Raw genomic sequence first — 24,611 nt, 5'->3', positions numbered from 1 at the left:
AGAATACAAAATGTTATCTCGTTCTCGTGTACATATATACTTATAAAATCCTGTCTGCTGTTTTAATTCTCTTTAAACTCAGAACCCTTATAAACATAAAAGTAGCCGTTTAAAGCCCCATTTTGTGGATAGGCAGCAGGATCTTTGCCTTTTATTTGACCAACCAACTCTCGATTTATAAACGCAGGGGGGCCTTCCTCAACTAGCGCTTCAGCAGACATTCCAGTGATTGATTTTACTGTGTTGGACCAGAATGTAACTAAGTAGACATCGTCAGCATTAAAATGATAGCGTCCTTCACTTGGAGTTCCCTCATAAAACAGCTCTGCCAAAGAAGCTGCCTCAGACCCTCTCATAAAAATTCGAATCTCATCGGTTCCGTTCCATGTATGAGGAACTCCACCTTTTGGATTAACGTATTCTACAGTTTCTGGCTCCTTGTCGCTAATAAAATCAACAACTGCATATTTATAAACCTCATCTGTTACACTCTTGGTTGCAATTTCAGTTGTTTTCTCTGTTCTATAGCCACTGAACTTTCCATACACATTCGGGGTTTTGCCAATAGCAGCTAAGGCCTTTTCCTGATCCATGAATCCGGCTCTTCCAGCTACTGGTGTCAGCCTGTACGTCTTGATTTCAGTCCCCTTGTACTGATCCCAAGTGTATTCGTAATAATATTTCGCATAAGATACTCCACTGTTCCAGCCTACGGATAACAGCATGAGAATACCTATCATGAATACTAACGGCCATTTTTTCAACTTCATACCCTCAACCTCTTTTCTCCAAGTACACTCAAATCATCATTAGCATTATAGCTTTTCAATAAATCTATCGACAGTTAAATATTAGAAGAAAGTGTGGATAAATTATGTCCTTGATAATTTACTATTTGCCTGTGTTTTACTGATCGGTTGCAGCTTTGAGACGTTTTTCCATTTCTGTAGACACCATAATGTTTAATAGCCCCATAAGATTATTGGTCTCATCTCTTGCTTTTTGATAGGCCGCAGCGAAGGCTTTTTCATTCGCGGCAGGGTTTTTAATGTCACTTAGTTTCTTCCACTCGGGCTTAACGCGTTGATCGTACATATCGTACAAGCTGATGTCTGTAGGTGTCTGGGCAACAGGCATCATAGACTCAAATTTCGAGGCAACCTTAAAAAATCCCAGCGTATTTTGGACCGATGGACTAGAATAATCATGCGTCTTCATCGCTTCTTCTAAAATATGAAGTCCCTCTCGTGACAAATAGAGCATTTTGACGAGTCCTCTTTCAGTATTAGAGGTTTCCTCCCACTTCTTGTAGGACTCACCTGGAGCAACTCCCTCTGTAAAAAAATTATAAGCTTCATGAATAAATTCATCTGTATTCAGGTGGATGGGTTCTTCTGTATATAAATTCACGACAGAATCACTGTAATTTGCAATGTTTACATGTTTCCCAGTTGGATCGGAAACCCGCCGAATCGGATGATCCTGCACTCGTACCAGTCCATAACGATCGGCAAAGGTAAGAAGCTGCTCCTGCGTCGTATTTAACCCTATTTGTCCTGCTGGCTGATCGGGTTTCGTTGCTTCTTTAGCCACGTCGGAATACGTCTTTCCATTACTTTTTGTAGCTTGGTCTGTAGTATTGCTCACAACACCATCCACACCAGCCTGTTCCGCATTGTCCGCCTTGGCATTCTGGGTAGTCGTAGTGGTTGCCGTTGCTGCTCCAGTCGTAGATTCACCTTCAATTTGCTTCTTGGAGTCACCGCATGCGGTCAGCATAGCAGTTAAACTTATTACAGCAGTCAACAAAATAATATACGCTTTTGCCTTCATCAGTATCTTCCTCATTTCCTTATGTATCATTCTTTCGTGGTTTGGATAGTAGACTTCAATAATATGGAATTAATCTTATCAAAAATAAAAATGAGAGAATACTGGACCATACTCCTGATTATCTTCGATGATTCTATAGTAATTCGTTGTTTTCTGAACTAAAGTCGTGGCTCTCAACCTACATAATGGGCAAATTGCCCGTTGACTTTCGGAATACTTGATCCTCGGTACTACTCCTGCCTGTTCAAGTTACATCATATTTGGTTCCTAGTTTTCTAAAACCGATCGTGCTGTTTTAAATCAGTAGGTTGTAGTAAATCGAATATTTCAAACGAAAGCACCTGTAATTCATATAGAAATGGATGAATTACAGATGCTTATCTATTAGTTGGTAATGAGACTCCCTATTTTATTGTTTTTATGAATATTTTCCGTTCCGGCATCCAATGCAGTTTTGTAATATGAGCATTTATGTTCAATAACTTCCATTGTTTTTTTAAGTTCTTCCATTTGTGCTTCTACAGTAGCTTTTCGTTCCATAAACATGTCATATCTTTGTTGTAGTGTGGAATCCCCACCAGAACACCAATCAATGAAATTTTTAATTTCTTTGATCGGCATCCCGGTGGATTTTAGACATTCAATTATTTTTAAAGCGTCGATATCGGATTCTTTAAATAATCTTGTTCCGCTAGATGTCCGTTCTACAAAAGGCATAAGTCCCTCTTTGTCGTAGTAACGCAAAGCGTATGCTGTAAGATTCAATTCTTTTGCAACTTCGCTGATAGAATACGTCTTCATCATGTATCTCCTATTCTTAATGACATAGACTTCGAGTTAACTCTATGATATAAGAGGGATTCTATCAAGTTATTTGTAGAATGTCAAAGTCCCCTTATAGGAAAAGTAGAATCAGATGCTATCTAACGAAATATAATTAGCAAGAAAACAACATTACTGAATAGAGGCTTATAAACTTCGCTTGACTTAGAGTTAACTATAAGGATTAACATTGATTTGCAAGAGAAAAAGTATAAATGGAAATGAATGAAGGGGAACTTCAACCGACTTCAGCTAGTTTTCAATTTATACCGATATAACTGCATTCTCTTGAAAAATAAAAATAATTGGAGGCTATTTATGATAACTGCTAAAGCACGAGCTGTCGATGGCCCAGACAAACCGTTTCGATCGGCTGAAATTAAACGACGGGATCTTGATTCACACGATGTTCTGATTGAAATTAAATATGCCGGCATATGCCATTCTGACATCCACACTGCTCACGGCGAATGGGGCCCAGTGAACTACCCTCTCGTACCTGGACATGAAATTGCAGGGATTGTCACGGAGGTAGGATCTGAGGTTACAAAGTACAGCGTTGGTGACCGGGTAGGGGTTGGCTGTATGGTTGATTCCTGTGGCGAATGTGAGAACTGTCGTAAAGGAGAGGAACAATACTGCCTTAAAGGAAATGTCCCTACCTATGCTGGTGTTGACAAATACGGCGAGCCTACACAAGGCGGATATTCTACCCACATTGTCGTAACTGAGGATTTTGTAGTGAAAATTCCAGATAACATTGAGCTTGACGTGGCTGCTCCATTACTTTGTGCAGGTATTACGACTTATTCACCGTTGAACCGCTGGGGTGCTGGTCCAGATAAAAAAGTGGCCGTTGTGGGAATGGGAGGCCTTGGTCATATGGCTATCAAGATTGCACATGCTATGGGTGCTGAGGTAACCGTTCTATCCCAAACATTAAAGAAAAAAGATGATGGCTTGCAATTTGGTGCGGACCACTATTATGCTACAAGCGAACCAGAAACATTTGAAAAACTTGCTGGGCACTTTGATTTGATCATTAACACGGTAAGTGCTGCCATCGATATGGATGCTTATTTTGCACTACTCAATCTAGACGGAACTTTGGTGAATGTCGGTGCCCCTGGGGAGCCGTTGTCACTAAATGTGATGTCCCTTATCGGACATCGCCGTTCATTTGCTGGTTCAATGATAGGAGGCATCCGTGAGACACAGGAAATGTTGGATTTTTGTGCAAAACACAATATTGTTCCTAAAATTGAAGTAATTTCGGCCGACCAGATTGACGAAGCCTACAAACGAGTGTTAGCTTCTGATGTGAAGTATAGATTCGTGATTGACATTAGCACAATGTAAGCTATGTAAATCATAAGTTATACAAGTGATTTTAATTTTGAAGGTGTCCCCAAAGTATTACTTGGGACACCTTCACTTTATTCTGTGTACCATCCTATTGTCCATTTCCTCTTTTTGCATTTATTTGTAATCCAAAGATTCCACCCTTAGAATATAATACATTAGGAATAAATAGGAAGGTGGAACTTATCTATGTTTAAGAAAATGGATATTTACAAAATCCTCACTTTAATATTTGCATTAGTTGTTATGATCTCTTCCTCTTTATCACTCGCATACCCGGACACCTATAGGGACTCATACAAAATCACGCAATTTTTTCTAGGGTTTATATTTTTATTTTCGGGAATTACAGAGTTTAAGGCCAATCGTAAGAGTATAGCAATAATCAACTTCTCCATTTTCGTTCTCACTTTTTTTGTATTTGTATTTACACTTGTAGTGCGAACTGGATAACCACACGGTTCTATACCTCAGTAACAACCTTTCCATAGCCCCTCCCTCGTCATGTAAAAGAAAAGCCGAGCGAACTCAGGTCATCTGAATTGCGCTCGGCAAATGTTACGTATTTAGCAATCTTTTAGTTTTCCTCTAATTCTTCAATTCTCTGCCGCTTTCCTATGCCAAAGACAAAATATCCAACAATGACGATCGCCATGAATGTTGCCCCGACAATCAACGACAAGCGTGTGTCTGGATTAAACCACATTCCAACGATCACAAGCAACAAAAAGACAATGGTGATGTAATTACTGATTGGAAAAAAACGAGATTTAAAGGTGTGATCCTTCATTTCATCCTTCCATTTTTTCCTGAATTTAAATTGACTGATGGCTAATGCAAACCACGGTACCATGCCTGGAAGAACACTGGCGCTGTAAATATACAGAAACAGTTTGGAATCAGGCATTAAATAGTTAAATAACACCCCTACCAGTAGCAAGGAAATGGTCGTTATTATACTATTTCTAGGGACGCCGCTTGGAGAAACTTTCCCAAAGAACTTAGGAGCTTGTCCGTTCTTAGCCAATGTATATAACATTCTGCCCGCACTGTAAATACCACTGTTACAACCAGACATCGCAGCTGTAAGTACAACAAAGTTAATGATACCCGCAGCAGCCACAATTCCTACCTTAGCAAAAGTCAGAACAAATGGACTACCGATCTCGCCTATTTGGTTCCAAGGATAAATCGTAACAATGACAAAGATTGCACCCACGTAGAAAATCAGAATACGCCAGATGATGTTTTTAATGGCTTTTCGCAGTGTCATTTTCGGATTTTCTGCTTCACCTGCCGTAATACCCACCATCTCTATCCCTTGGTAAGCCGCTGTTACAATGCAGAGTGCAAATAGAAACCCTTTCAAACCACCTGCAAAGAAGCCGCCCTGGCTGTACAGATTGGATAGACCTATCGGTTGTCCACCGTTACCGAGGCCAAAGAAGATCATCCCCGTACCCACTACTAGCATGAAGATAATGGCGACAATTTTAATCATCGCAAACCAAAACTCAAATTCCCCATAAAATTTCACAGCCGCCAAATTGGCCAATGCAATAATAATTACACCTGCCAAAGCCGGCAACCATTGCGGGATATCCGGGAACCAGTAGCCCACATATACCCCAATCGCAGTGACTTCTGCCATCCCTACGGTAACCCATAAAAACCAATAGCTCCAGGCGGTCAAGAAACCGGCTAAAGGGCTGATATATTTATGAGCAAATGTAGCGAATGAGCCTGTCACCGGTTCAAGAATCAGCATTTCCCCCATGATCCGCATGACAAAAAACATAATAATCCCAGCTAAGAGATAAGCCAACAGTACTGAGGGACCTGCCCATTTTATCGTACTTGCCGACCCCATAAACAAACCGACGCCAATCGTGCCTCCAAGCGCAATCAACTCAACGTGCCGTGGCTTTAGCCCTCTCGTTAATTGTTTCGATTCCAAAAGAACGCTCCCCTTCGTATATGTTCATCATCAAACGCTAATGATCCGGAAAACTGCCCCCAAACATTATTAATTTTTCAGACTGACGTGGTCGTGAGTGAACGACTACAAAGTAGTTCCACGATTCTTAAATATACAAGGAAACCACGTCCTATTTACCGTCCAAACCTTACTGTTTCTAAGACCGAGTCCGTAGCATTAGATGCATTGTATGACAAAAAACGCCTAAATACAACTGCTAATTCGCAGACATATTTAGGCATGAAATGGAAAGGAAGGTGATTCATGTTTTCTGAACAATGGTCAATTTAATGCGATGCATTAGAGTGCTAAACATAACTAGTTTTTCAATGATAAATATCACGATATTAAGCCTATGTATTTATTTGAGACTTTTTATAAAATTTTTCTGATCCTTGGTAAACATATAGCCACGTCGTTCATAGAACCTGTGAGCCTGTATCCGACTTGGGTGAGATAACAGTTTGATCCCGGAAAATCCATGGGACTTTCCCCACTGTTCAAGACGCTCAATCAACATGCTACCTACACCTTGATTTCTATACTTTTCTTTAACAACAAATCCTAGTATATTCACCAAAGATTCAGAAAAAAGTAATTCATGTGGGCTTCCATGAATATATCCTAATACCTCGTTGTTTTCTTCATAAACAAAGATTACATCTTTTGATTCCTTTATAATCATTTCAATCTTCTCTTTTACTTTTACTTCAGGAAATAGATATAGATTGGGATTAAAGTCTTGGTTTAACAAATAAATATCATGATAATCAGTTGCCCTAATTTCCCTAACATTTTTTTCTTTCACTTTTTGAAAGCCCCCTATTTTCATCATCCGATGCTTTATGTCGAATCATTACTCCTCGCAATCTTGACCGTTAAAACAATTCAGCATACCAATAAACGCTTCAAGTTTGGAATTCTCCCATGTTGAAATACGTTGATAAAACTCATTTTCTTTTTCTTTTAAAGCTTCTAGGGCTTTTTCACGACCATTAGCTGTCAGGGATATTAACACTCCCCGACGATCCTCAGGGTGAGTTTCACTTTTTACATAATTCAAGTGTTTAAGCTGAGTAACAAGTCGGCTGACAGAGCTTCGATCCATAGCGGTGGATTCCGCCAAAAATGTAGCGCTTGCCGGACCGTACGAAAGAAGGCAGCGTACGATCAGAAAAGCCGCAGGTTGTAATGATGGATCGAAAAGTGCCGCTGTTCTTACATTGAGTGCATGTGACGCGCTTATAAGTGCATTAAGTTGTTCACCAAGATTCAGTTCTAATTGCTCTCTTGTAGAATTTGAATGTTGAGTTTTATGATCCATATGTCTCCACCTTATTTGAATGAGTTTGAATATATTTGACATATATCAATCAAAATACATATACTTGATATATATCAATCATATTTTCGGCTTTGATAAGTGTCAAGCAGAAGATCTACAGTATAAAGCATCTACAACCTTAAAGCGTAAGCATGAATAAGAATGTAATTGGATCGAGAATTAGGAGGATGATGTATATGTCGACATACCCGACTATTGTAATCACTGGTGCTACTAACGGTCTTGGACAATTAGTAGCAATTGAATTAGCCCAACGCGGAGCGCATCTAGTCTTAACAGCCAGAAATGAAAAGCGTGCTGAAACGACTAAAAATGTTCTAAAAGATCTGGCGCCAAGTACAAAGGTAGACTTTTTTTTCGGGGACTTGTCTCTTATGAAAGATGTCAGGCGTATTGGTGATGAAATTAAAGCTAATTATCCAAAGATTGATGTATTAGTGAACAATGCTGGATTACATGGATTTGAACAGCGAATAACCTCAGAGGGTTTGGCAGAAATGATAGCCGTAAACTATCTTGCCCCGTGGCTGTTAACGCATACCCTACTCAATTCACTCATGGAATCCACAAATGCTAGGATCGTCAATGTGGCTTCTGAAGCGTCACGCAACCATGGCGAATTAAAATTACCGGAGGATTTAACAGATATATCTGCATTTACCGCAAGAGGTTCATCTAAGATATACGGAAAGACTAAACTTCTTAATATCATGTTTACAGAAGAACTTGGACGTCAGTTGTATGGAACCGGAATCGTAGTTAACGCACTTAATCCAGGATTTAACGTTACCGGCCTTGGCCGTGAGTTAGGATTTTCTTCAGTACTTGCAAAAATATTGAACGCTTTGCACATCGGAGACCCACGAAGAGGAGCAGAAATTATTATTCGTTTAGCAACAGAATCTCAATATCGAGAAGTGACAGGTGGATATTTTAATGTTGGCACTGGTAAGCCGATTGTGCCGACATATCCTGGTGGGGATAGCAAGATGCAACGCCTACTTTGGAGTACTACTACCGAATTGTTACGGCAAAAAGGGGTTATGGCATGAAATAGGAGCTATTATCAAATAATGCCCTCCAACGAATGGTTCATTTTGTAAACTAAATCTCTCTTTTAACCGATAAATACATATGCTGGTTCTGTACTTAAATATCTCCTCCCATCTTTACATATTCAAGTACAAACGTGTATTTTTCCTAAAAGGGGGCTTCCTATGAACTATCTAGACGAGCATATACTTAGCCTCAAAGCTAAAATGGTGGATCGGAAGACAGCTAATAACGATAATGTGAAATCCATTCCAGCTCAAACTCAGAAATCGGAACAGGACGGTTCCATGTTTGAAGAAACAAAGCTACTTCATATTGAAAACGATTATCTCGCATTGGAGCCCATTACAATACTACACGGAGAAATTGGTTTCTACATTCCCAAGTCCTTTACTCCTATGCCAATGGAGCAAGCTATAATCAAATATCCTTCAGAGCATCGACCAAAGGTCATTTATACCTCATCTGAGGAGACTATCAATATCACCTTTAATCCTACAAATACCGCTCTGGAAGCGGAAGAGCTGCCCGATTTTGTAGAGCAAATGGCGGATATTTTACGGTCTGTACAACCGATTCGCAACTGGTTAGGTACCGAAATGGTTATCAACGGTTCCGGACTTTCAGTTGGGCAGATTCGTTTTGTGGCGGCGGGGATCGACGGTAATCTATACAACGAAATGCTATTCTTCATCCACAATGGACGAGTTGTCATAGGTTCCTTTAGCTGTCTGGAGGTAGATCTCGAAATCTGGTTACCTGTAGCAGAATACTGGGTTCAATCCCTTTCTGTCCTTCCACCCTCCACCTATTCTACAAATGAGAAAGGAATGACTACACCATGAGTCTGGGATACGATCAAATTCACATTCACCCTTATGAACAAATGGACTTAGAAGAGCTCACCTTAACGAAAAAAGTTAACGAGCATACTCGGCTTTATTTTACAGGTGTTATCCCCGAAGACTTGCAAGACAGTTACGTGGAAACGACAGAAAAAAATACCATCATTGAAGTCAGTCAACAAGATGAGTCTGGCGTAAGCAAACCGCTATTTAGTGGGATTGCCCTCTCGGTCGAGGTAAAAGTCGTGCGAGGTGTGTACTATCTGGAAGTGGAAGCTATTTCCCATACGTACCGGATGGACATCAAGCAGCGTACCCGCTCTTTTCAGTATACGAAAATGACGATTCCTCAAATGCTGGAGCACATAGGTAAGGACTATGAAGGACTGGATGTGATCGACGGGGCTACTGGCGGAGAAGCCATCGGGCGGCTTGCCATTCAGTATCAGGAGACAGACTGGGCTTTTTTAAGACGCATAGCCTCCCGTTATCATACGAGTCTGATGCCTGTAGCCCGTTTTGACAGTCCCAAATTTTATTTTGGTATTGAGGACAGCCCTGCACAGGCGATACTGGATCATACCCGTTATACCGTACGTAAGCAATTGCTTCCTTTTCGTTATTTTCAGGAGAATGAACAGACCAAACTGAGTGAACACGATTTTATTTTTTATGAGGTAGAAACAGATGAGGTACTCGACTTGGGCGCTCAGTTGAATTTTCAGGGGCATAACTTGTATGTCATGGAAGCCTACACCGCCATGAGTCAAGGACTGCTGCGGCATCAGTATGTGTTGGGTTCTTACCAGGGATTTCGGCAAAAAAGCTACTACCAGGATAAGCTGGCAGGAGCCTCATTAAGCGGTGTTGTACTGGACGTACGTCAGGATCAGGTACGCATTCATCTGGATTGTGATGAACAACAAGACGCAAGCAAAGCACACTGGTTCAACTATTCTACTGTGTACAGTGGCGGTGGCCATATTGGCTGGTACGTCATGCCAGAAAAAGGCGATTCCGTTTCTCTCTATTTCCCCGGTAGTCGGGAAGAAGACGGCGTGGCAGGTAGTGCGGTGAGACGGGCAGATCGCAAGAGTACGCATAACCATTTTTCCAATCCGCAAATGAAAATATGGCGTACCCCGCATGGCAAGGAAATTCGACTGGGACCGGATGAACTGGTCGTTACAGCCAAGGACGGCGCTATTTACATCAAACTGGATGATAAAGAAGGCATTCATATCACCAGCAGCAAGCAAGTGAATATTTCGGCGGGAGGCAATCTCAGCCTGTCTGCGGGAAAGACGATGAGTCTGTCCGCAGGTAGTCAGCTCCGTATGGATTGTAACGGCAGTCATATTGAATTAAGCGGGTCAGCGGATATGAAAGGCAGCGAAGTGAAGTCAAATTAAGGATGATTAGCAATGGAAAAGCAAACAGATGTGTTAGATCAGCAACAAGCAGCTCTTCTACAGGCTTGGTCTCTCATTCGCAAAGAATGGGCGTTGAAATGTAAATCAACACAAACACAACGATTACAGCATATAGTAGAACATTTTCGCGCCTTTTGTGAGCTGGTTCGGCAAAAGCAACTCACAGGTCGTAAAGGTCATATCGGTTACATCACCTACTCCATGCTGCGCACCACATGGCTTGAACAGAAGCCCGTTTATCTTGTTGAAGCTACGGATGCCTTATGGATGCTTGATGCTGAGCCCGTTCAGTTGGAATACGATGCAAGTTGGATTTTTCTCTATTGGACTCAATTACATGAACAACTTGGGGCTGAAACCTTGAACCAGCAAGTCTCCCTTTCCGAACTTGAATTAGAGCAGATCATGCTGGAAGCAGCGGGATATCTTCATACGATGATCGTTAGTCTGGTTCGTCAGGCTATGAAGCAAGCAGTCCACCTACCAGAGTTTGAGGCGTTGGATCGTGAAGAAGCTTTTGAGATTCGCGTCGGAGAGTATATGGATCATAGTGTCTCCGTGTACCGGGAAGATCGAAGACCCGTGGATGCTAACATCATAAAGTCTTGGCTGGAGGAAAAAGAAGGATCGGCCTACAGCTACCAAGCACTGTCTCAAGTGCAATTGTCGGATGGGGATTACAGTTCCTTGGATTTTCGTTATACAGTCTTTCGCCAGATCGGGATGCAACAAAGCCGATTGCATCACTGTATCCTCGTAGGCACGGTATGGCAAGAAGCTCAGCTAGATGGAACCGACTTTTCGCACAGCCTGCTTCACGGAGCCGATTTCCGTGGCTGTTCCCTGCAAGAGGCTGTGCTGGACGAAGTTATAAGCAATAGCGAATATGGATCGGATGCTTGGCTGGATTGGGAACCGCTAGGATTGGATGGAGTGGATTTTACAAGAGCTAATTTACAGGGAGCTCGTTTTCAACATGCACAGCTTCAAGGAGCTACTTTCCAAGATGCCGCGCTGCAAAGAGCTTTATTTAACGGCGCGGATCTAACAGGTGCCTGCTTTGTAGGAGCCGATGTTACTGGCGCTTCGTTTATAGGTGCATGTTTAGTAAAAGCTAATTTTACAGGGGCAAAGCTACACCGGGCAATCTTTACAGATATCCAACTAAGCGAAGCCATTGGTCTTGCTGCTGTAGAAGCACCCCTGGCTACACAGGTAACAGATACAGTGAGTAAGGAGAGTGGGGGTAAATGAGATATTTTCGACTCATGGTGGACGAGCGCGTAAAGCATCGGGTAGAGACTGCGCCCCTGTCTCCCTTGCAGGTGGAAGAACTCCTTTCGGGTCATACCATTCAGGCGGAGGACACTCCCCTGTTTTTAGCAGTACATACAGATCCACGAACCGTATATCCGGATTTTCTGGAGTTCCCTTTGCCACTGGTTTCAGACTCCATGAAAGTCCTGTTGGAAAAATATATGCCGGAGCTGGAATGGAAGGTCGCTATACTTACCGATTTTCAGAAGGCCAGGCAGGATGTGTACTGGATATTGCGTCCACCTGTGGTGGATTGTCTTTCCTCACAAACCGAGTGGTATCCTGACCATACCTTGAAGCAGTTGGTACTTAAACACGGAAAAATCCAATCGTCTATATTTCGGATCGCCGGCTTGTTGGAAGCTCATATCTATATCAATCTCGCGGTAGCGGAAAGTCTGCTGCGTCGTCCATTTACAGGTGTTCGTGTGCAAAAAGTGGAGATGTCCACAAAGGAGGAATAATCCGTATGGAAGAAGCAAGTGTGCAGCCTGGGTCAGGTGCGAAAAAAAGCTATGTCGTGGCAGGTGCGATTTTAAGCTGTAGTTACGGTACACAGCCTACGCGTTTGAAGCGCCCTTTTAGCCACGGGGTGTATGTCAAAAATAAAGCCCAGATGAATATTGGAGATTATGTGCCTGGAGTGAACATAAAATCTTTTGGAAATTGCTCCAGTCCGCTGAATCCGGCTGTGCAAGCCAGTGAGATGGTCGATATTTATGGGGTGAAAAAGGCTCCATGTATTCCTGTTCTTACGATGCCTTGGCTGAACGGAAAAAGCGACATGCGCATCGAAGGCCAGCCTGCTCTTACACAGAACTGTACGCATCAATGTCTTTATTGCGGGCACATACAAATCGAAAATGACGGTCAAGAGCTGGATTAATCAGTTGCAGCCTACCAAAATAAAAACAAAATGCGTTGGTGAGAGATTGGCTATCTTCACCACCAACGCATGATATAAGTTATCTTCAAATCGTTCGCCCGCATCAGGTACCACAAAAGGTTCGGTATGAGCAGTTGGATTCCTCTGGCAATGTAGAGTACATTTCCTGTTCGGTAGAGTAAGCATAAGGGTTCGAAAGAACTTCAAGAAGCTGCTCCATCACCCGGTAGTCTTCTCGTTCCACCGCAGCTTCCAGTGCTTCTTCTACCCGATGATTGCGCGGGATGATTGCAGGATTGCTGCTGCGCATCAGCTGATGCGATGAATCTTGGGATTCCTGCTGTCTGCCCAGTCTCGCCTGCCACTGCTCGTGCCACTGGGTGAATTCCTCAGTGCTGAACAGAACCGTATCCTCCAGCTTGTCCAAAGTTAGGGCACGGAAGGTATTGGTGTAGTCAGCACGATGCTTCTGCATGATATTCAGAAGATCCTCAATAAGAGATTCATCCTCCTGCTCTTCGTTAAAGATCCCTAGCTTCGCTCGCATTCCTGCAAGCCAATGATGGTGAAATATTTTTACAAAATCTGAAATTGCATCCTCAGCCAGTGTGACAGCCTGCTCCCTGTTGTCATGCAGCAGTGGCAAGAGCGTCTCAGCAAATCTCGCGAGATTCCACGCAGCAATATGCGGCTGATTGGCATAAGCATAGCGTCCCTGCCTGTCGATGGAACTGAATACCGTCTCAGGATCATAGGTATCCATGAAGGCGCAAGGACCATAATCAATGGTTTCTCCGCTAAGGGTCATATTGTCGGTGTTCATCACCCCGTGAATAAAACCAACCAGCTGCCATTTGGCAATCAGCTCGGCCTGACGCTTAATCACTTCCTGAAGCAGTGAAAGGTAACGGTTTTCGTCATTGGCAACTTCCGGGTAGTGTCTTTCCAATGTATAATCAGCCAGAGCACGGAGATCTTCGGACGTGCCCCATGCTGAGACGTATTGAAAGGTTCCGACGCGAAGATGACTGGCAGCCACACGGGTCAGAATGGCACCGGGCTGCTCGGTTTCCCGGATGATCGTCTCACCTGTGGATACCACCGCCAAGCTGCGGGTGGTAGCAATACCTAGCGCATGCATCGCCTCACTAATGATGTATTCACGAAGCATCGGGCCAAGTGCCGCACGCCCGTCACCACCACGGGAGTATGGCGTTCTGCCAGAGCCCTTGAGCTGAATATCAACCCGTTCACCCAAGGGATTGATCTGTTCGCCAAGCAGCAGAGCACGACCGTCTCCTAACATGTTAAAATGCCCGAATTGATGTCCTGCGTAAGCTTGAGCAAGAGGCGTAGCCCCTTCAGGAATTTGGTTGCCGGCCAGCTCCGCTACGCCATCATTCCTTTGCAGCGCCGTGCCGTTCAACCCCAGTGATGCTGCCAACGGATGATTAAGTATAATCAGCTTTGGTGAGCGGACAGGAGTCAGGTTGAGCTTTGTAAACATGGATTCCGGCAGACGAGAGTAACTGTTGTCGAAGTTCCACCCTATTTTATCTGCTATTTCTTTTTTCTCCGTCATAGTGTCTCCTTTTCTGCTGTGGTATCTTGGATTTTCCCCTTTTAGTTTTTACTTCTGTCCAATTATTATCCACTTTTCACCATGCTATTGTGCTTTTTAGCTTTTAACAACCTTTTTATTATAATCGATTATCAAACATTAATTGTATTTGAATACCGAACGGGTCTTCAATAATACCGTAGGCTTGGCTAAACATATTATTAGATAAAGGCACGATAATTTTCACGCGATTATCTGTAATTAAGCTATGATAAAAATGTTTAATTTCTTCTAAGTCAGCACTTTGAATACATAATGAAGTGTTATTACCAACTGTATATTTTTCACTGGGATTCATTGTATCTTCTGCTATCATTACTTTTGTTTTTCCGATGGATAAGACAGAATGAGAAATATAATTTTCATTTTCATCCGTAATCTGTATGGAACTGTCACGTTGGGCCATGTCTTGATAGGTAACCAGAAACAATTCCTCTGCGTTGAAGTGTTTTTTGTAAAAATGTATAGCTTCCTTTGCCTTTCCGTTCATGGATAAGAAAATAGCTACTTCCAGTGTTGCACTCATGATATCAATCTCCTTTATATATAATCTTAGTCAGGATTTTGTAAAATCCTCAGGTAGATATCTTATGAATTTGATATATTCCCTTAAGCTTATTATCATATAAAAAGGTATCAAAACATGACACCTTTATAAGGAGGTTTAGATGAAGAAATCAGAAAGGTTAAATGATATGATCAGATACTTAAACAGTCGAGAGTTCTTTAATTTAAATGACCTGATGGATAAATACCATATTTCAAAAAGTACAGCTCTACGTGATATTCATTCATTAGAACAATTAGGTATGCCTATTTTTTCGGAACATGGCAGACATGGGCGATATGGTATCTTAAAAAATAGGTTGTTATCTCCCATTATTTTCACGATGGATGAAGTATATGCTCTGTACTTTGCAATGTTGACGTTAGAAGCTTATCAATCCACCCCCTTTCATTTAAGTATTAATAAACTCAATGAAAAGTTTGAACACTGTCTTTCTAAAACACAAATAGACCAGATTCATAAAATGAAAAAGGTCTTACAATTTGAAGTATATCAGCATACTCATATTAGTCGTTATTTAGATAAAATTCTAACAAGCATTCTTAATGAGAGTACCTGTAAAGTTAAATATGTAAAAAATAATCAGAAAAAAAGTTACTATATTCAATTTTTCAAAATTTCCGCTAAGTTTGGTCAATGGTATGCTACTGGCATAGAGTTAAATACGAATAAATATAGAGTTTTCAGATGTGATCGAATAACCTTAATAGAAGAAGAGGAGAGCAATTCTGACTTTTCTATAGATGAGCTCCTTAATCGTTCATTAGAAATGTATCAATCCGAGAAGAGCATTGACTTTGAAGTAGAGATTGTAGAACAAGCGAAGGACATTTTCTATAAAGAACATTATCCCTCTATGAAAATAGAAAATGGTGATAAGACAGTCATTAAGGGATTCTATAATCCTGGAGAAGAAGAGTTTATCGCTCATTATTTTATGAGATATGGTCATTATGTACGATCTGTGAAGCCTGAATCTTTAAAACAGATTATTAAAGAAAAAGTTGAGCATCTCTTGAACCACTATCAAAAATTATAAGATCATCGAAGGTTTGTTCAACATTTCCTCTACCTTTTAGCAAGGAAAAGAAGGATCAAGCTCCTTTTCCTTGCTAACGATGACATTTGAATTATGGCTTCCGTTTGGCGATAACAGCATAGGAGACCGTTCTTGTGAATCCGGTTGGATTCCATGCAGTAAAGAACCATCTGTCTTCCGCCGCAGAATAGTTATCGAGAAGAAACCCTTGCTGATTTCCAGAGAAAATCCATGAACCGCTAATCAGATTGTAGGCGTTACCGTTAATCGTAGTGCTTCTAAAGCTATTTGGGGGGATAGTAACCGCAGCGAAAGTGAAACGCGCAAATCCATCTCCAAGTTGAGTTACACGAATGGCTTTTTTAAGATTCATAACCACGTGACTTCTTTTTTTTAACTTTCTTCCCAACTTGGCTTCCGCATTTTTAATTTTCATTAAGGTTGCCTTTCTCAAAGAAATCATCTCCTTCATTGTTTTACTTATAGTTAATGATGGAGTAGATACTTTTGAATGGACAAAATCCCCGGTAAATTGGCTGGATTTTCTGGAGGTGCTAAAACAAAGAGCCCTTCCTTAAATAAAGGAGGGCTTGACACCGCTACTCTTATTATTTTCCGTTTCTATACCGATTTTGTTAAGCCAATACGAGTGATCATGGTGTCATACGGATCTAATTCCATCGTTTGTTTGCCATATTCCGTATCAACCGTCGTTCTTTGAAGTTGATCGCTATTGTTAATAACCACCAACATTTTACTTTCTGGATAATAAGCACACTCTGTATATAGGTTATCCGTAATGTACTTCGTTTCATGTAACTCATTACCTGCAAAGCGAATCATATTCAGCAACAACCTTGTGTTTTCCCAGCTGAATTCGAATGAAGGAAGGTAAATTCCCTTTCCTTTACCGAAGGCATGTGTAGACAGTGTTATCATACCACTTGCTTCCTCCACTACCGCAGCTGACCCATCCGTAAGATAAATGCTATTCTTTGGCGTTATACTTGCCCCCTCAGGCACCAAACCATACTCATCCCTAACCTCATATGTCCATCTTCCATGACCTACCCTGGAGCCTGTATCCTCATCCAGTCCGAGAACATGCGCCATTCTAAAAAAGCTGTCGTGACCTTCTACCGCCGAAGGCTGATTGATGCCAATAAAGATACCACCTTCGTAAACCCATTGGGTCAGTAAGTCCACACACTTGTTGTCATTCCAGTACTCCCCACCACTCCATGCTGAACCAGCAGAGCCGGCATTGATCACTACATCACAATCCTGTAGAATTCCCTGACGGATATCTTCAAAGTCAATGAACTGCACTTCAATCGGCAATCCAGATAAAGCTTCATTGACATGAATCAAATCATGCATATACGTTTCATGGAAATGTCCGGACAAGGTCCACGATCTCAATTTTCCCCAGCTATGCAGAATAGCTACCTTCGTCTTCATATGATAGGGTTTGCCTTCGTGGTGCAGTTCTTTAATTTCTCTGAATTCATTGGCAATCTTTTCGATGTAATCGCAAAAATCCGGGTAAGGCTCTACAAGGTGCAAATATCCGCCCAATCCAATCCGGTCAATAGGCTCCCGCAGCAAGGCGCGCCGGATATTAATCCAATACTTTTTGGCATCCAGCGTGGGGTCGCCCCCCTCCATAAAGGTAGGAAGCCCGCCTAAGCCAACCGGAAATAAGTATGGATGCAGCCGAATCTCATGCGTATTCACTTTCACACCTGAACACAGCCTCGCCTCATAACCTGAGAACACACATTTGATCAATCCGTCAAAACCAAGCTCTTGGAAACGGTCATTATAGGGCTCCATACCAACCCAACTGTCATCATAAAACACATAGGCCAGCTTGTCGTGCTTATGCACAATATCAATTAATTTCTTGCCAAATTCGATTACAAAATCATTGATAAATGCCATCCAATCCAGCTTGCGCTGCTCAGCCGGGATATGACTGACGCGGTATTTCCCGCCATTCACAAAATCCTCGGCAGTCATCGAATACCCGTATTTCTTGGCAAACAGATCAAGCGCTCTTGAACTTACCGTAAAATCGTATGAACCCCAGTCAGAGAACAGATGGCGATTGCGCTCATCGCTGCCCCAGATCCAGGCGAAATTATAAAATAAGGAAGTAAACCGAACAACCGTGGTTTCCTTATGATGGAGACACCAATCTTCCATCCAATCCAGCAGATACTGTTGCGTTTCTGCATAGATAGGATCTATCTGCATCAAATGCTCTTTGTCCCAATGATTCGTGGTGTGATTGTACATGGAAATCTCTTCCCAGATCCGGTAGACCATGAAGCTCACCGTGTATTTATGCCAAGGAGCAATTCCGGTAATGACCACGTTTCCGGATTCCCTTTCATAATTCCACTGTTCTCTTGGAACTTCCTCTCCGGTCGTTCTGTCAAAAACCTGCCAATAGTTAAACGCCTCTTTGGAATCATTCACTTTGAACTGTTCAGCAAAAAAATCCTCCATCAGATAGATGGATACATAATCTTGTACAGCTACCTTTGGATTTGTAATTAAAAAACACTGCTGCAGCTTATCCAGATGGTGGGACGCCCACTCATTATGATCTCTGATGATACAGATTGTCGAATATATGCCGTACCCAGCATTTATAATCTCATCGGACAATTGCGTGCCGTCACTATCACGGATGACATCGGCACCCCACCGTTCAGCTAATTTCAGGGTCAGCGCCTCATAACCAGATTCTCCCGGTAGTGTAAAGCCCCCCGTTGTTTGTTTGGACAACTTGGTTCCCTCCTAATTCAACATATCGGATAGAAAGGCCAATGCCAGGCCTTGACCCCAGCCCTGAATCCAGTCTTTTGGAATATTGCGATACCCATCCCGATCTTTCATAACCGCTGTGCCGCCCGACACACCTAGTACCCGTCCGTCCTCGCTGATATGGTTCAAGATGCCCTCCAATGCCTTTTGCACGTATTTGGTATGCAGCGGATTACCGTTATTGATCATGGCCGCCGCGATACCGCAAGATGCCGACACTTCTTCATAGGACTCCTCGTCATCCAGTACCGTCCGCCACAAACCATTCTCCGTTTGAACACCCTTTAGTGCCGCCAGTTGATCCCGAAGCGAACACTCTACGTCCATGCATTGCGGATACAAGTACCAGTCTTTTAAATGAATTTTGACTTGCGACATGGTATATGCTCCCCAAGCATTCGCTCTCCCCCAGAAAAATCCGGACATGTGATCCTGCTTGACATTATTGTAGCCATGGTACCAGAGACCGCTACTCGGGTCTTGCAGGTATTTGATATGCCAGTAATATTGATTTAAGGCGTCCTGGATCATGGCCTCATCCTTTAATTTGGTTCCTACACGGAGCAGAAAAAATGCCGCCATAAACAATGTGTCCGCCCATGCCTGTTCTGGAAAATCATTAGCCACGGATACCGTATGCTGCAAAACATGGTCTCCGAACCGGAGAGCATTGTTTTGGATGTAATCCACCTTGCTCATCACAATATCCCAATATTTTGGATCTCCTGTTTCTTCATACAACGTGATCAGCATATGGCCCATAGCACATGTGTTAACCGTCCAGTGCGGCAGACCCAACTCGATATATTCATCTGCCCACTGCACAAGCATATTCAAATACTCTTTATTTCCTGTTTTCGTATAGGCTCTGGATACACCATAATAAGCCACACCGCAAGGCCAGTCCCACGTCAAATCCATCGCCATGGTTTTTCTGACGACTTTGTCGATGACTCTTAATACCTCTTCCTTGTCATAAGTTAATTGAAGCATCTATGTTCTCCTCTCTTTTGCACACGCCCCCAAAGGCGCTTGAGAGCTGTTCGTCACTAATTTGAAAACGCTTTACTTATTCCATTGTACGCAGTAAAATAGTCTCCATCTAAGCATATTCGCAACAAAACTGCGCATTTCCAATCATTTATGTGAGGATTTTACAAAATCCTGATGTATATCTGCTGGTTAAAACCAAAGTCATGGGGGTATTGAATATGCCCAGAAAAAAGAAGCCCGTTATAGAATATCGACACTATAGCTTGCCCATAAATTTCCCTGTCTTGCTATTAAGCGGTGAACGTTGGAAGATTTCTGATATTAAAAGTGAGCATCTCCATTTCCATAACCATTTGGAGATTGGTATATGCTATTCAGATAGCGGCGTCATGGAGATCAAAGGAGAATCTGTACCCTTCAAAGCCGGCGATGTGACCTTCATCCCCAGGTATCTTCCTCATACCACGTATAGTTCGCCAAATACAGCCAGTCTGTGGTCTTATATCTTTTTTTCACCAGAGGATCTCTTTCAACATTCATTTAAAAGTGCTTACAGCAACTTCGAACCAAATTTGTGGGTGGTGAAGGGAAAAAACTGTATATTGAATAAGGAGCAGTATCCCAAGGTTTATACACTTGCAACTTCGATCGTAGAAGAATTAAAACAGCAGAATCCTTACTATCAGGAAAGTGCCTATGGCTTATTGCTATCCCTTTACATAGAACTCCTTAGAATTCATTCCAGGAATGAACTGTTGGCAGATCAAGAAACAGAGCATAGCCTGAAAAACGATTTTGTCATTTCTCCGGTTTTGGAATACATCACGAAAAACTATATGAACCCCATTACGATGGATTTTTTGGCCGACCTGTGCCATTTAAGTACAACTCATTTTCGAAGAAAATTCCATGAAATTATGGGGACGTCGCCTCTCGATTTCCTAAACAGCACCCGAATCGAAGAGGCTTGCAAGCAGTTAAAAAGCACGGAGGATTCTATTCTTTCGATCTCCGAACAAGTCGGTTTTCACTCCATTTCCAGCTTCAACCGTTGCTTCTCCAGGCTTATGGGAAAGCCGCCAAAAGAATGGCGTAAAGGGGCACAATCTGAAGCGCAATCTGCGAAAGCGTCTATACTGGAGTTTACGGGATGGGTTTAGCATAACAGCAGAAATAAACTTGATAAAACGAACTCAACCTCATGAATATGGATTAAACCTGAGCCATATAAATATAGTCTGCATGTGGAGCCTAAAAATAAACGTAATGATGAAATCGGTGAATCTCACAATATGACAACAGATGTTATATTATACTTTGGTTGAAGTTTAAACAAAGGAGATGCTTATGATGAATCAAGAACTAAATCAACAATTAGGTGAGATTATTGAGCAGTTCATACATTCATTTATAGCAGAAAACAATAACATTCGATCTCAAAAAGTAATCAACACTGCAGATGGGGATACAATAGCTCATTTAAGGGGAATTGGTTTTCCGAAAGAAGGAAGACCGATACAAGAGGTCGTCGATGAAATGAGAAAAAACGTCTATCCTCACCAAACCTTCATGCAACACCCTCGCTTTTTCGCATTGGTTCCTGGTCCAATGTCTCTTTACTCGTGGTTAGGAGATATCATGACTAGCGCTTATAATACCCACGCCGGAAGCTGGATGCTGAGTTCGAGCGCAAGCCTTTTAGAGGGGGAAGTGATCCGATGGATGTGTGACCAAGCAGGATATCCCAATACTGCTGGAGGCTTATTTCTGTCGGGCGGGTCACTGTCGAATTTGACCGCTTTAGCGGCTGCACGCAATGCAAGGTTATCCGAGCAGGAATATGCCATTGGAACTGCTTATGTTTCAGATCAAACTCATTCATCGGTCGCCAAAGGGCTACGCATCCTCGGATTCCGTAGTGATCAAATCAGAAAGGTTCCAAGTGATAAAAATTTTTGTATAGATGTTTCAGCCTTAGAGAAAAAAATAATGGATGATCAGACGGCTGGCATGAAACCTTTTGCGATCATTGCCACGGCAGGCACAACCAATACAGGAAGCATTGACCCACTAAACGAAATTGCTGACCTATGTGAAAAACATAATATTTGGTTGCACGTGGATGGAGCTTACGGTGCGTCAATTTTGGCTTCTTCGAAATATAAGTCTCTTTTGAGCGGGATATCGCGTTCAGATAGTATCACCTGGGATGCACATAAATGGTTAATGCAGACCTATTCCTGTAGCGTGGTTTTAGCCAAAGATAAGCAGCAACTCAAAAACTGCTTCAGCACACGCCCAGAATATTTGAAGGATGCCGAGACTAATGAAGAATATATTAATTATTGGGATTTGGGTCCAGAGTTAACCCGGCCTGCTCGAAGTCTGAAACTATGGGTGACACTGCAAGCTTTAGGCACGAATGCTGTCGGTGAAGTTATAGAGCATGGAGTTCAACTCGCAGAATGGGCTGAAGATGAAATCAAAAAACATAATCATTGGGAAATTGTATGCCCCGCACAATTAGCGATTGTTAATTTTCGATATGCACCACCTGGGCTATCCGACCAGGAATTAGATCCACTCAATAAAAGGATCTCCCAAGAAATGGTGACGAACGGGTACGCCACAGTGCTTACGACACAACTCAATGGAAAAACGGTTCTCAGAATCTGCGCAATTCACCCGGACACTACGGAAGATGAGATAAGAAATACAGTTCAGCTTTTATCGAATATAGCAAGATCATTGAATGAGAGAAAAGTTTTTTTGCGATGAAAAATTTTGAAACTAATTGCTACGATTTCTGTAAATAAGCGAAAATATTCAGCATCACACAAATAAGAGGGGCACGCCGCCCCTCTTTGCTGTTTTCCCAGACATCCAAATTATTTGCCATTGTGCAATGCAGCAACAATGAACAGCACTCAACCCTAAAACGACTTGCCCCCATCAATGAAAGTTATTTATTTTCATAACGTATTACGCCGTAGTTCATAAAAATACTGCACAATGGGATGCTTTAACTTCATCTTCTCGGTCATGTTTAATATTCGCTTTTTTCCAACTCGTCTGTCCACTAAAGCTAGAATATTCAATAAGATATCATTACTCTCTAAGCTTTCCTCTATAGAAGCAGTTAAAAATTTATTAGCTACAACATTAAAATTAGATTTGCTTAATGAGGCCTGTGCTGATAAAAGATCCTTTGCATGTTCTGATATTTTTCTACCTCTTGCAATTACTTGTAGACGATCCTCCGGAACGTTCCCATTAGTATCTTTTCTGACCGTTTCAATTTCTTCATTGCTGATAGGAACTTGGATATCTGGATCATTCTTGATTTCCAACTCCGTCTGATACCATTTGATCGGACTAGTGATATCATTCATATTGAGTATGTTCTTCTTATCTACAGTTATATAACAAATTCCAGACTTATCAGGCAGATAACGGTAACTGGTCGCTCGGTATTCGACCCTTCCGTCTAACGCAGGACAGCGGAAGCTCTCCAGTTGTTGCTTCAATTTACTCCAGGACATATATCCTCCTATGTTTTCAATGCCTACTAACAGCCGCCCCTCAACTTGGCAATTTAATTTCCACGTTCCTCTACCTCATCATGATCCTTGCTTCCAAACTCATCAAGCAATGTACGCACTTCACTTGTTGATTTGGCGTTCATTAAGCTGTTTCTGAGTTCACTTGCCCCTCGGAATCCACGGACATATATTTTGAAGAAGCGGGCGAGAGGGCTGAACGAACGTGGCTCCTGCGCTGAATAATGATCATGGAGATCTAGATGAAGCCGCAGCAGTTCAAGCAATTCCTCACTGCTGTGTTCCTTCGGCTCCTTCTCAAACGCAAATGGATTCTGGAAAATACCACGCCCAATCATAATGCCATCCACACCATATTGCTCAGCGAGCTTCAAGCCGGTCTGACGGTCCGGAATATCTCCGTTAATGGTCAGCAGTGTATCTGGTGCCACCTCATCACGAAGTTTCTTAATCTCCGGAATTAGTTCCCAGTGAGCGTCTACTTTGCTCATTTCCTCTCTTGTCCGCAGATGAATGGACAAATTCACAATGTCTTGTTTCAAAATATGGGTTAACCAGTCGCGCCATTCGTCTACGGCAGTGAAACCGAGCCTTGTTTTTACACTCACGGGCAATCCCCCGGCTTTGGCGGCCTGAATGATATCCGCTGCGATTTCGGGATGGCAGATCAGGCCGCTTCCCTTCCCATTCTCGGCTACATTCGCTACAGGACAACCCATATTAATATCGATGCCTTTGAAGCCTTCTTTCGCCATACCGATGCTCATTTCACGGAAATATTCCGGCTTATCTCCCCAGATATGGGCCACCATGGGCTGTTCATCCTCTGTAAAAGTCAAACGCCCGCGTACACTTTTGTTCCCCTCCGGGTGACAATAACTCTCTGTATTCGCAAACTCCGTAAAAAACACATCCGGTCTGGCTGCTTCACTTACGACATGGCGAAACACAACATCCGTCACATCTTCCATCGGTGCCAGTATAAAAAAGGGTCGTGGCAACTCACGCCAAAAATTATTCGTCATATCAAAAACTCCTCTATAAATACCAGGACAAATCTTTGGTCCCAAAATGGTAAAGCTAATCTGTTCATGTCCTTGCTTCTTCTTCACATATATCAT

General features: G+C 42.3%; 23 protein-coding genes. 10 read left to right on the top strand and 13 right to left on the bottom strand.

What is annotated here, in order from left to right:
• Window positions 1-62: 62 nt before the first annotated feature.
• The 3 genes from MHH57_RS04385 to MHH57_RS04375 all read right to left on the bottom strand — a co-directional run bounded on the left by MHH57_RS04385 (window position 63) and on the right by MHH57_RS04375 (window position 2,634).
• The gene (locus MHH57_RS04385; RefSeq protein WP_029517090.1) at window positions 63-770 is read right to left on the bottom strand and encodes a hypothetical protein; all 708 of its coding nucleotides are present in this window, start codon (window positions 768-770) and stop codon (window positions 63-65) included.
• Between the two features lie 136 nt (window positions 771-906).
• A complete protein-coding gene (locus tag MHH57_RS04380; RefSeq protein ID WP_029517091.1) occupies window positions 907-1,833 on the bottom strand; it encodes a hypothetical protein in 927 nt (308 codons plus the stop codon).
• 384 nt (window positions 1,834-2,217) lie between these two features.
• Window positions 2,218-2,634 (bottom strand): MerR family transcriptional regulator, encoded by a 417-nt coding sequence (locus tag MHH57_RS04375; protein ID WP_029517092.1) that lies wholly within the window; start codon window positions 2,632-2,634, stop codon window positions 2,218-2,220.
• Window positions 2,635-2,973: 339 nt separating this feature from the next.
• Between MHH57_RS04375 and MHH57_RS04370 the strand changes: the two genes are divergently transcribed.
• Entirely contained in the window at window positions 2,974-4,014 is a 1,041-nt protein-coding gene (locus MHH57_RS04370; protein ID WP_250267495.1) for an NAD(P)-dependent alcohol dehydrogenase, read from the top strand.
• Window positions 4,015-4,594: 580 nt separating this feature from the next.
• On the opposite strand, the gene MHH57_RS04365 is transcribed toward MHH57_RS04370, so the two are convergent.
• The 3 genes from MHH57_RS04365 to MHH57_RS04355 all read right to left on the bottom strand — a co-directional run bounded on the left by MHH57_RS04365 (window position 4,595) and on the right by MHH57_RS04355 (window position 7,319).
• Window positions 4,595-5,974, bottom strand: coding sequence for an amino acid permease (locus MHH57_RS04365; RefSeq protein ID WP_061831603.1), 1,380 nt, complete (start codon window positions 5,972-5,974; stop codon window positions 4,595-4,597).
• Between the two features lie 382 nt (window positions 5,975-6,356).
• The gene (locus tag MHH57_RS04360; protein ID WP_342434863.1) at window positions 6,357-6,803 is read right to left on the bottom strand and encodes a GNAT family N-acetyltransferase; all 447 of its coding nucleotides are present in this window, start codon (window positions 6,801-6,803) and stop codon (window positions 6,357-6,359) included.
• A 48-nt stretch (window positions 6,804-6,851) separates the two neighbouring features.
• Window positions 6,852-7,319, bottom strand: a complete 468-nt coding sequence (locus MHH57_RS04355; protein WP_029517097.1) for a MarR family transcriptional regulator — start codon at window positions 7,317-7,319, stop codon at window positions 6,852-6,854.
• A 197-nt stretch (window positions 7,320-7,516) separates the two neighbouring features.
• Here MHH57_RS04355 and MHH57_RS04350 point away from each other — a divergent pair, with 197 nt between their 5' ends.
• The 6 genes from MHH57_RS04350 (at window position 7,517) to MHH57_RS04325 (ending at window position 12,874) form a co-directional block, all read left to right on the top strand.
• Entirely contained in the window at window positions 7,517-8,392 is an 876-nt protein-coding gene (locus MHH57_RS04350; RefSeq protein ID WP_340954341.1) for an SDR family NAD(P)-dependent oxidoreductase, read from the top strand.
• 165 nt (window positions 8,393-8,557) lie between these two features.
• Window positions 8,558-9,238, top strand: coding sequence for a hypothetical protein (locus MHH57_RS04345; RefSeq protein WP_318628227.1), 681 nt, complete (start codon window positions 8,558-8,560; stop codon window positions 9,236-9,238).
• Window positions 9,235-10,650 carry a phage baseplate assembly protein V gene (locus MHH57_RS04340; protein WP_341038786.1) on the top strand — a complete coding sequence of 472 codons (1,416 nt, stop codon included), beginning with the start codon at window positions 9,235-9,237 and terminating at the stop codon, window positions 10,648-10,650. Before MHH57_RS04345 ends, MHH57_RS04340 begins: the two co-directional genes overlap by 4 nt.
• Before the next feature lie 12 nt (window positions 10,651-10,662).
• A complete protein-coding gene (locus MHH57_RS04335) occupies window positions 10,663-11,925 on the top strand; it encodes a pentapeptide repeat-containing protein (RefSeq protein WP_029517101.1) in 1,263 nt (420 codons plus the stop codon).
• A complete protein-coding gene (locus tag MHH57_RS04330) occupies window positions 11,922-12,452 on the top strand; it encodes a hypothetical protein (RefSeq protein WP_176715766.1) in 531 nt (176 codons plus the stop codon). The genes MHH57_RS04335 and MHH57_RS04330 overlap by 4 nt, the downstream gene beginning before the upstream one ends.
• Before the next feature lie 5 nt (window positions 12,453-12,457).
• A complete protein-coding gene (locus tag MHH57_RS04325) occupies window positions 12,458-12,874 on the top strand; it encodes a DUF4280 domain-containing protein (protein ID WP_029517103.1) in 417 nt (138 codons plus the stop codon).
• Window positions 12,875-12,977: 103 nt separating this feature from the next.
• Here the strand turns inward: MHH57_RS04325 and MHH57_RS04320 are convergent, their stop codons facing one another.
• Together MHH57_RS04320 and MHH57_RS04315 are read right to left on the bottom strand one after the other, a co-directional pair.
• Window positions 12,978-14,456, bottom strand: a complete 1,479-nt coding sequence (locus MHH57_RS04320) for a YdiU family protein (protein ID WP_342434862.1) — start codon at window positions 14,454-14,456, stop codon at window positions 12,978-12,980.
• A 118-nt stretch (window positions 14,457-14,574) separates the two neighbouring features.
• Window positions 14,575-15,021: a VOC family protein gene (locus MHH57_RS04315; protein WP_342434861.1), complete on the bottom strand. Its 447-nt coding sequence runs from the start codon at window positions 15,019-15,021 to the stop codon at window positions 14,575-14,577.
• 142 nt (window positions 15,022-15,163) lie between these two features.
• On the opposite strand from MHH57_RS04315, the gene MHH57_RS04310 reads away from it, so the two are divergent.
• A complete protein-coding gene (locus MHH57_RS04310) occupies window positions 15,164-16,102 on the top strand; it encodes a YafY family protein (protein ID WP_342434860.1) in 939 nt (312 codons plus the stop codon).
• Window positions 16,103-16,193: 91 nt separating this feature from the next.
• Here MHH57_RS04310 and MHH57_RS04305 read toward each other — a convergent pair whose 3' ends face one another.
• From MHH57_RS04305 to MHH57_RS04295, 3 genes are all read right to left on the bottom strand, one after another.
• Window positions 16,194-16,565 (bottom strand): hypothetical protein, encoded by a 372-nt coding sequence (locus tag MHH57_RS04305; RefSeq protein ID WP_238437976.1) that lies wholly within the window; start codon window positions 16,563-16,565, stop codon window positions 16,194-16,196.
• A gap of 158 nt (window positions 16,566-16,723) precedes the next feature.
• Window positions 16,724-18,898 (bottom strand): 1,3-beta-galactosyl-N-acetylhexosamine phosphorylase, encoded by a 2,175-nt coding sequence (gnpA, locus tag MHH57_RS04300; protein WP_342434859.1) that lies wholly within the window; start codon window positions 18,896-18,898, stop codon window positions 16,724-16,726.
• A 12-nt stretch (window positions 18,899-18,910) separates the two neighbouring features.
• On the bottom strand, window positions 18,911-19,930 hold the full coding sequence (locus tag MHH57_RS04295; protein ID WP_039272416.1) for a glycoside hydrolase family 88 protein: 1,020 nt from the start codon (window positions 19,928-19,930) through the stop codon (window positions 18,911-18,913).
• Between the two features lie 203 nt (window positions 19,931-20,133).
• Here MHH57_RS04295 and MHH57_RS04290 point away from each other — a divergent pair, with 203 nt between their 5' ends.
• Entirely contained in the window at window positions 20,134-21,090 is a 957-nt protein-coding gene (locus tag MHH57_RS04290; protein WP_342419529.1) for an AraC family transcriptional regulator, read from the top strand.
• Window positions 21,091-21,280: 190 nt separating this feature from the next.
• Window positions 21,281-22,708: an aminotransferase class I/II-fold pyridoxal phosphate-dependent enzyme gene (locus MHH57_RS04285; protein WP_342434858.1), complete on the top strand. Its 1,428-nt coding sequence runs from the start codon at window positions 21,281-21,283 to the stop codon at window positions 22,706-22,708.
• 194 nt (window positions 22,709-22,902) lie between these two features.
• Here MHH57_RS04285 and MHH57_RS04280 read toward each other — a convergent pair whose 3' ends face one another.
• Together MHH57_RS04280 and MHH57_RS04275 are read right to left on the bottom strand one after the other, a co-directional pair.
• Window positions 22,903-23,472, bottom strand: coding sequence for a hypothetical protein (locus tag MHH57_RS04280; protein ID WP_342434857.1), 570 nt, complete (start codon window positions 23,470-23,472; stop codon window positions 22,903-22,905).
• A 53-nt stretch (window positions 23,473-23,525) separates the two neighbouring features.
• The gene (locus MHH57_RS04275) at window positions 23,526-24,515 is read right to left on the bottom strand and encodes a tRNA-dihydrouridine synthase (protein ID WP_209949973.1); all 990 of its coding nucleotides are present in this window, start codon (window positions 24,513-24,515) and stop codon (window positions 23,526-23,528) included.
• Window positions 24,516-24,611: the final 96 nt, after the last annotated feature.

The sequence above is a fragment of the Paenibacillus sp. FSL H7-0442 genome (assembly GCF_038593105.1).
Classification (GTDB): Bacteria; Bacillota; Bacilli; order Paenibacillales; family Paenibacillaceae; genus Paenibacillus; species Paenibacillus polymyxa_D.
Note: the sequence above shows the minus strand (reverse complement) of the source record. Positions and strands in the feature narration are given on the sequence as shown.

Excerpts from the sequence above, each read along its gene's own strand:
- MHH57_RS04385 (WP_029517090.1), bottom strand. The coding sequence starts at position 770 with ATGAAGTTGAAAAAATGGCCGTTAGTATTCATGATAGGTATTCTCATG.
- MHH57_RS04380 (WP_029517091.1), bottom strand. The coding sequence starts at position 1,833 with ATGAAGGCAAAAGCGTATATTATTTTGTTGACTGCTGTAATAAGTTTA.
- MHH57_RS04375 (WP_029517092.1), bottom strand. The coding sequence starts at position 2,634 with ATGAAGACGTATTCTATCAGCGAAGTTGCAAAAGAATTGAATCTTACA.
- MHH57_RS04370 (WP_250267495.1), top strand. The coding sequence starts at position 2,974 with ATGATAACTGCTAAAGCACGAGCTGTCGATGGCCCAGACAAACCGTTT.
- MHH57_RS04355 (WP_029517097.1), bottom strand. The coding sequence starts at position 7,319 with ATGGATCATAAAACTCAACATTCAAATTCTACAAGAGAGCAATTAGAA.
- MHH57_RS04350 (WP_340954341.1), top strand. The coding sequence starts at position 7,517 with ATGTCGACATACCCGACTATTGTAATCACTGGTGCTACTAACGGTCTT.
- MHH57_RS04345 (WP_318628227.1), top strand. The coding sequence starts at position 8,558 with ATGAACTATCTAGACGAGCATATACTTAGCCTCAAAGCTAAAATGGTG.
- MHH57_RS04340 (WP_341038786.1), top strand. The coding sequence starts at position 9,235 with ATGAGTCTGGGATACGATCAAATTCACATTCACCCTTATGAACAAATG.
- MHH57_RS04335 (WP_029517101.1), top strand. The coding sequence starts at position 10,663 with ATGGAAAAGCAAACAGATGTGTTAGATCAGCAACAAGCAGCTCTTCTA.
- MHH57_RS04330 (WP_176715766.1), top strand. The coding sequence starts at position 11,922 with ATGAGATATTTTCGACTCATGGTGGACGAGCGCGTAAAGCATCGGGTA.
- MHH57_RS04325 (WP_029517103.1), top strand. The coding sequence starts at position 12,458 with ATGGAAGAAGCAAGTGTGCAGCCTGGGTCAGGTGCGAAAAAAAGCTAT.
- MHH57_RS04320 (WP_342434862.1), bottom strand. The coding sequence starts at position 14,456 with ATGACGGAGAAAAAAGAAATAGCAGATAAAATAGGGTGGAACTTCGAC.
- MHH57_RS04315 (WP_342434861.1), bottom strand. The coding sequence starts at position 15,021 with ATGAGTGCAACACTGGAAGTAGCTATTTTCTTATCCATGAACGGAAAG.
- MHH57_RS04310 (WP_342434860.1), top strand. The coding sequence starts at position 15,164 with ATGAAGAAATCAGAAAGGTTAAATGATATGATCAGATACTTAAACAGT.
- MHH57_RS04305 (WP_238437976.1), bottom strand. The coding sequence starts at position 16,565 with ATGATTTCTTTGAGAAAGGCAACCTTAATGAAAATTAAAAATGCGGAA.
- MHH57_RS04295 (WP_039272416.1), bottom strand. The coding sequence starts at position 19,930 with ATGCTTCAATTAACTTATGACAAGGAAGAGGTATTAAGAGTCATCGAC.
- MHH57_RS04290 (WP_342419529.1), top strand. The coding sequence starts at position 20,134 with ATGGGGGTATTGAATATGCCCAGAAAAAAGAAGCCCGTTATAGAATAT.
- MHH57_RS04285 (WP_342434858.1), top strand. The coding sequence starts at position 21,281 with ATGAATCAAGAACTAAATCAACAATTAGGTGAGATTATTGAGCAGTTC.
- MHH57_RS04280 (WP_342434857.1), bottom strand. The coding sequence starts at position 23,472 with ATGTCCTGGAGTAAATTGAAGCAACAACTGGAGAGCTTCCGCTGTCCT.
- MHH57_RS04275 (WP_209949973.1), bottom strand. The coding sequence starts at position 24,515 with ATGACGAATAATTTTTGGCGTGAGTTGCCACGACCCTTTTTTATACTG.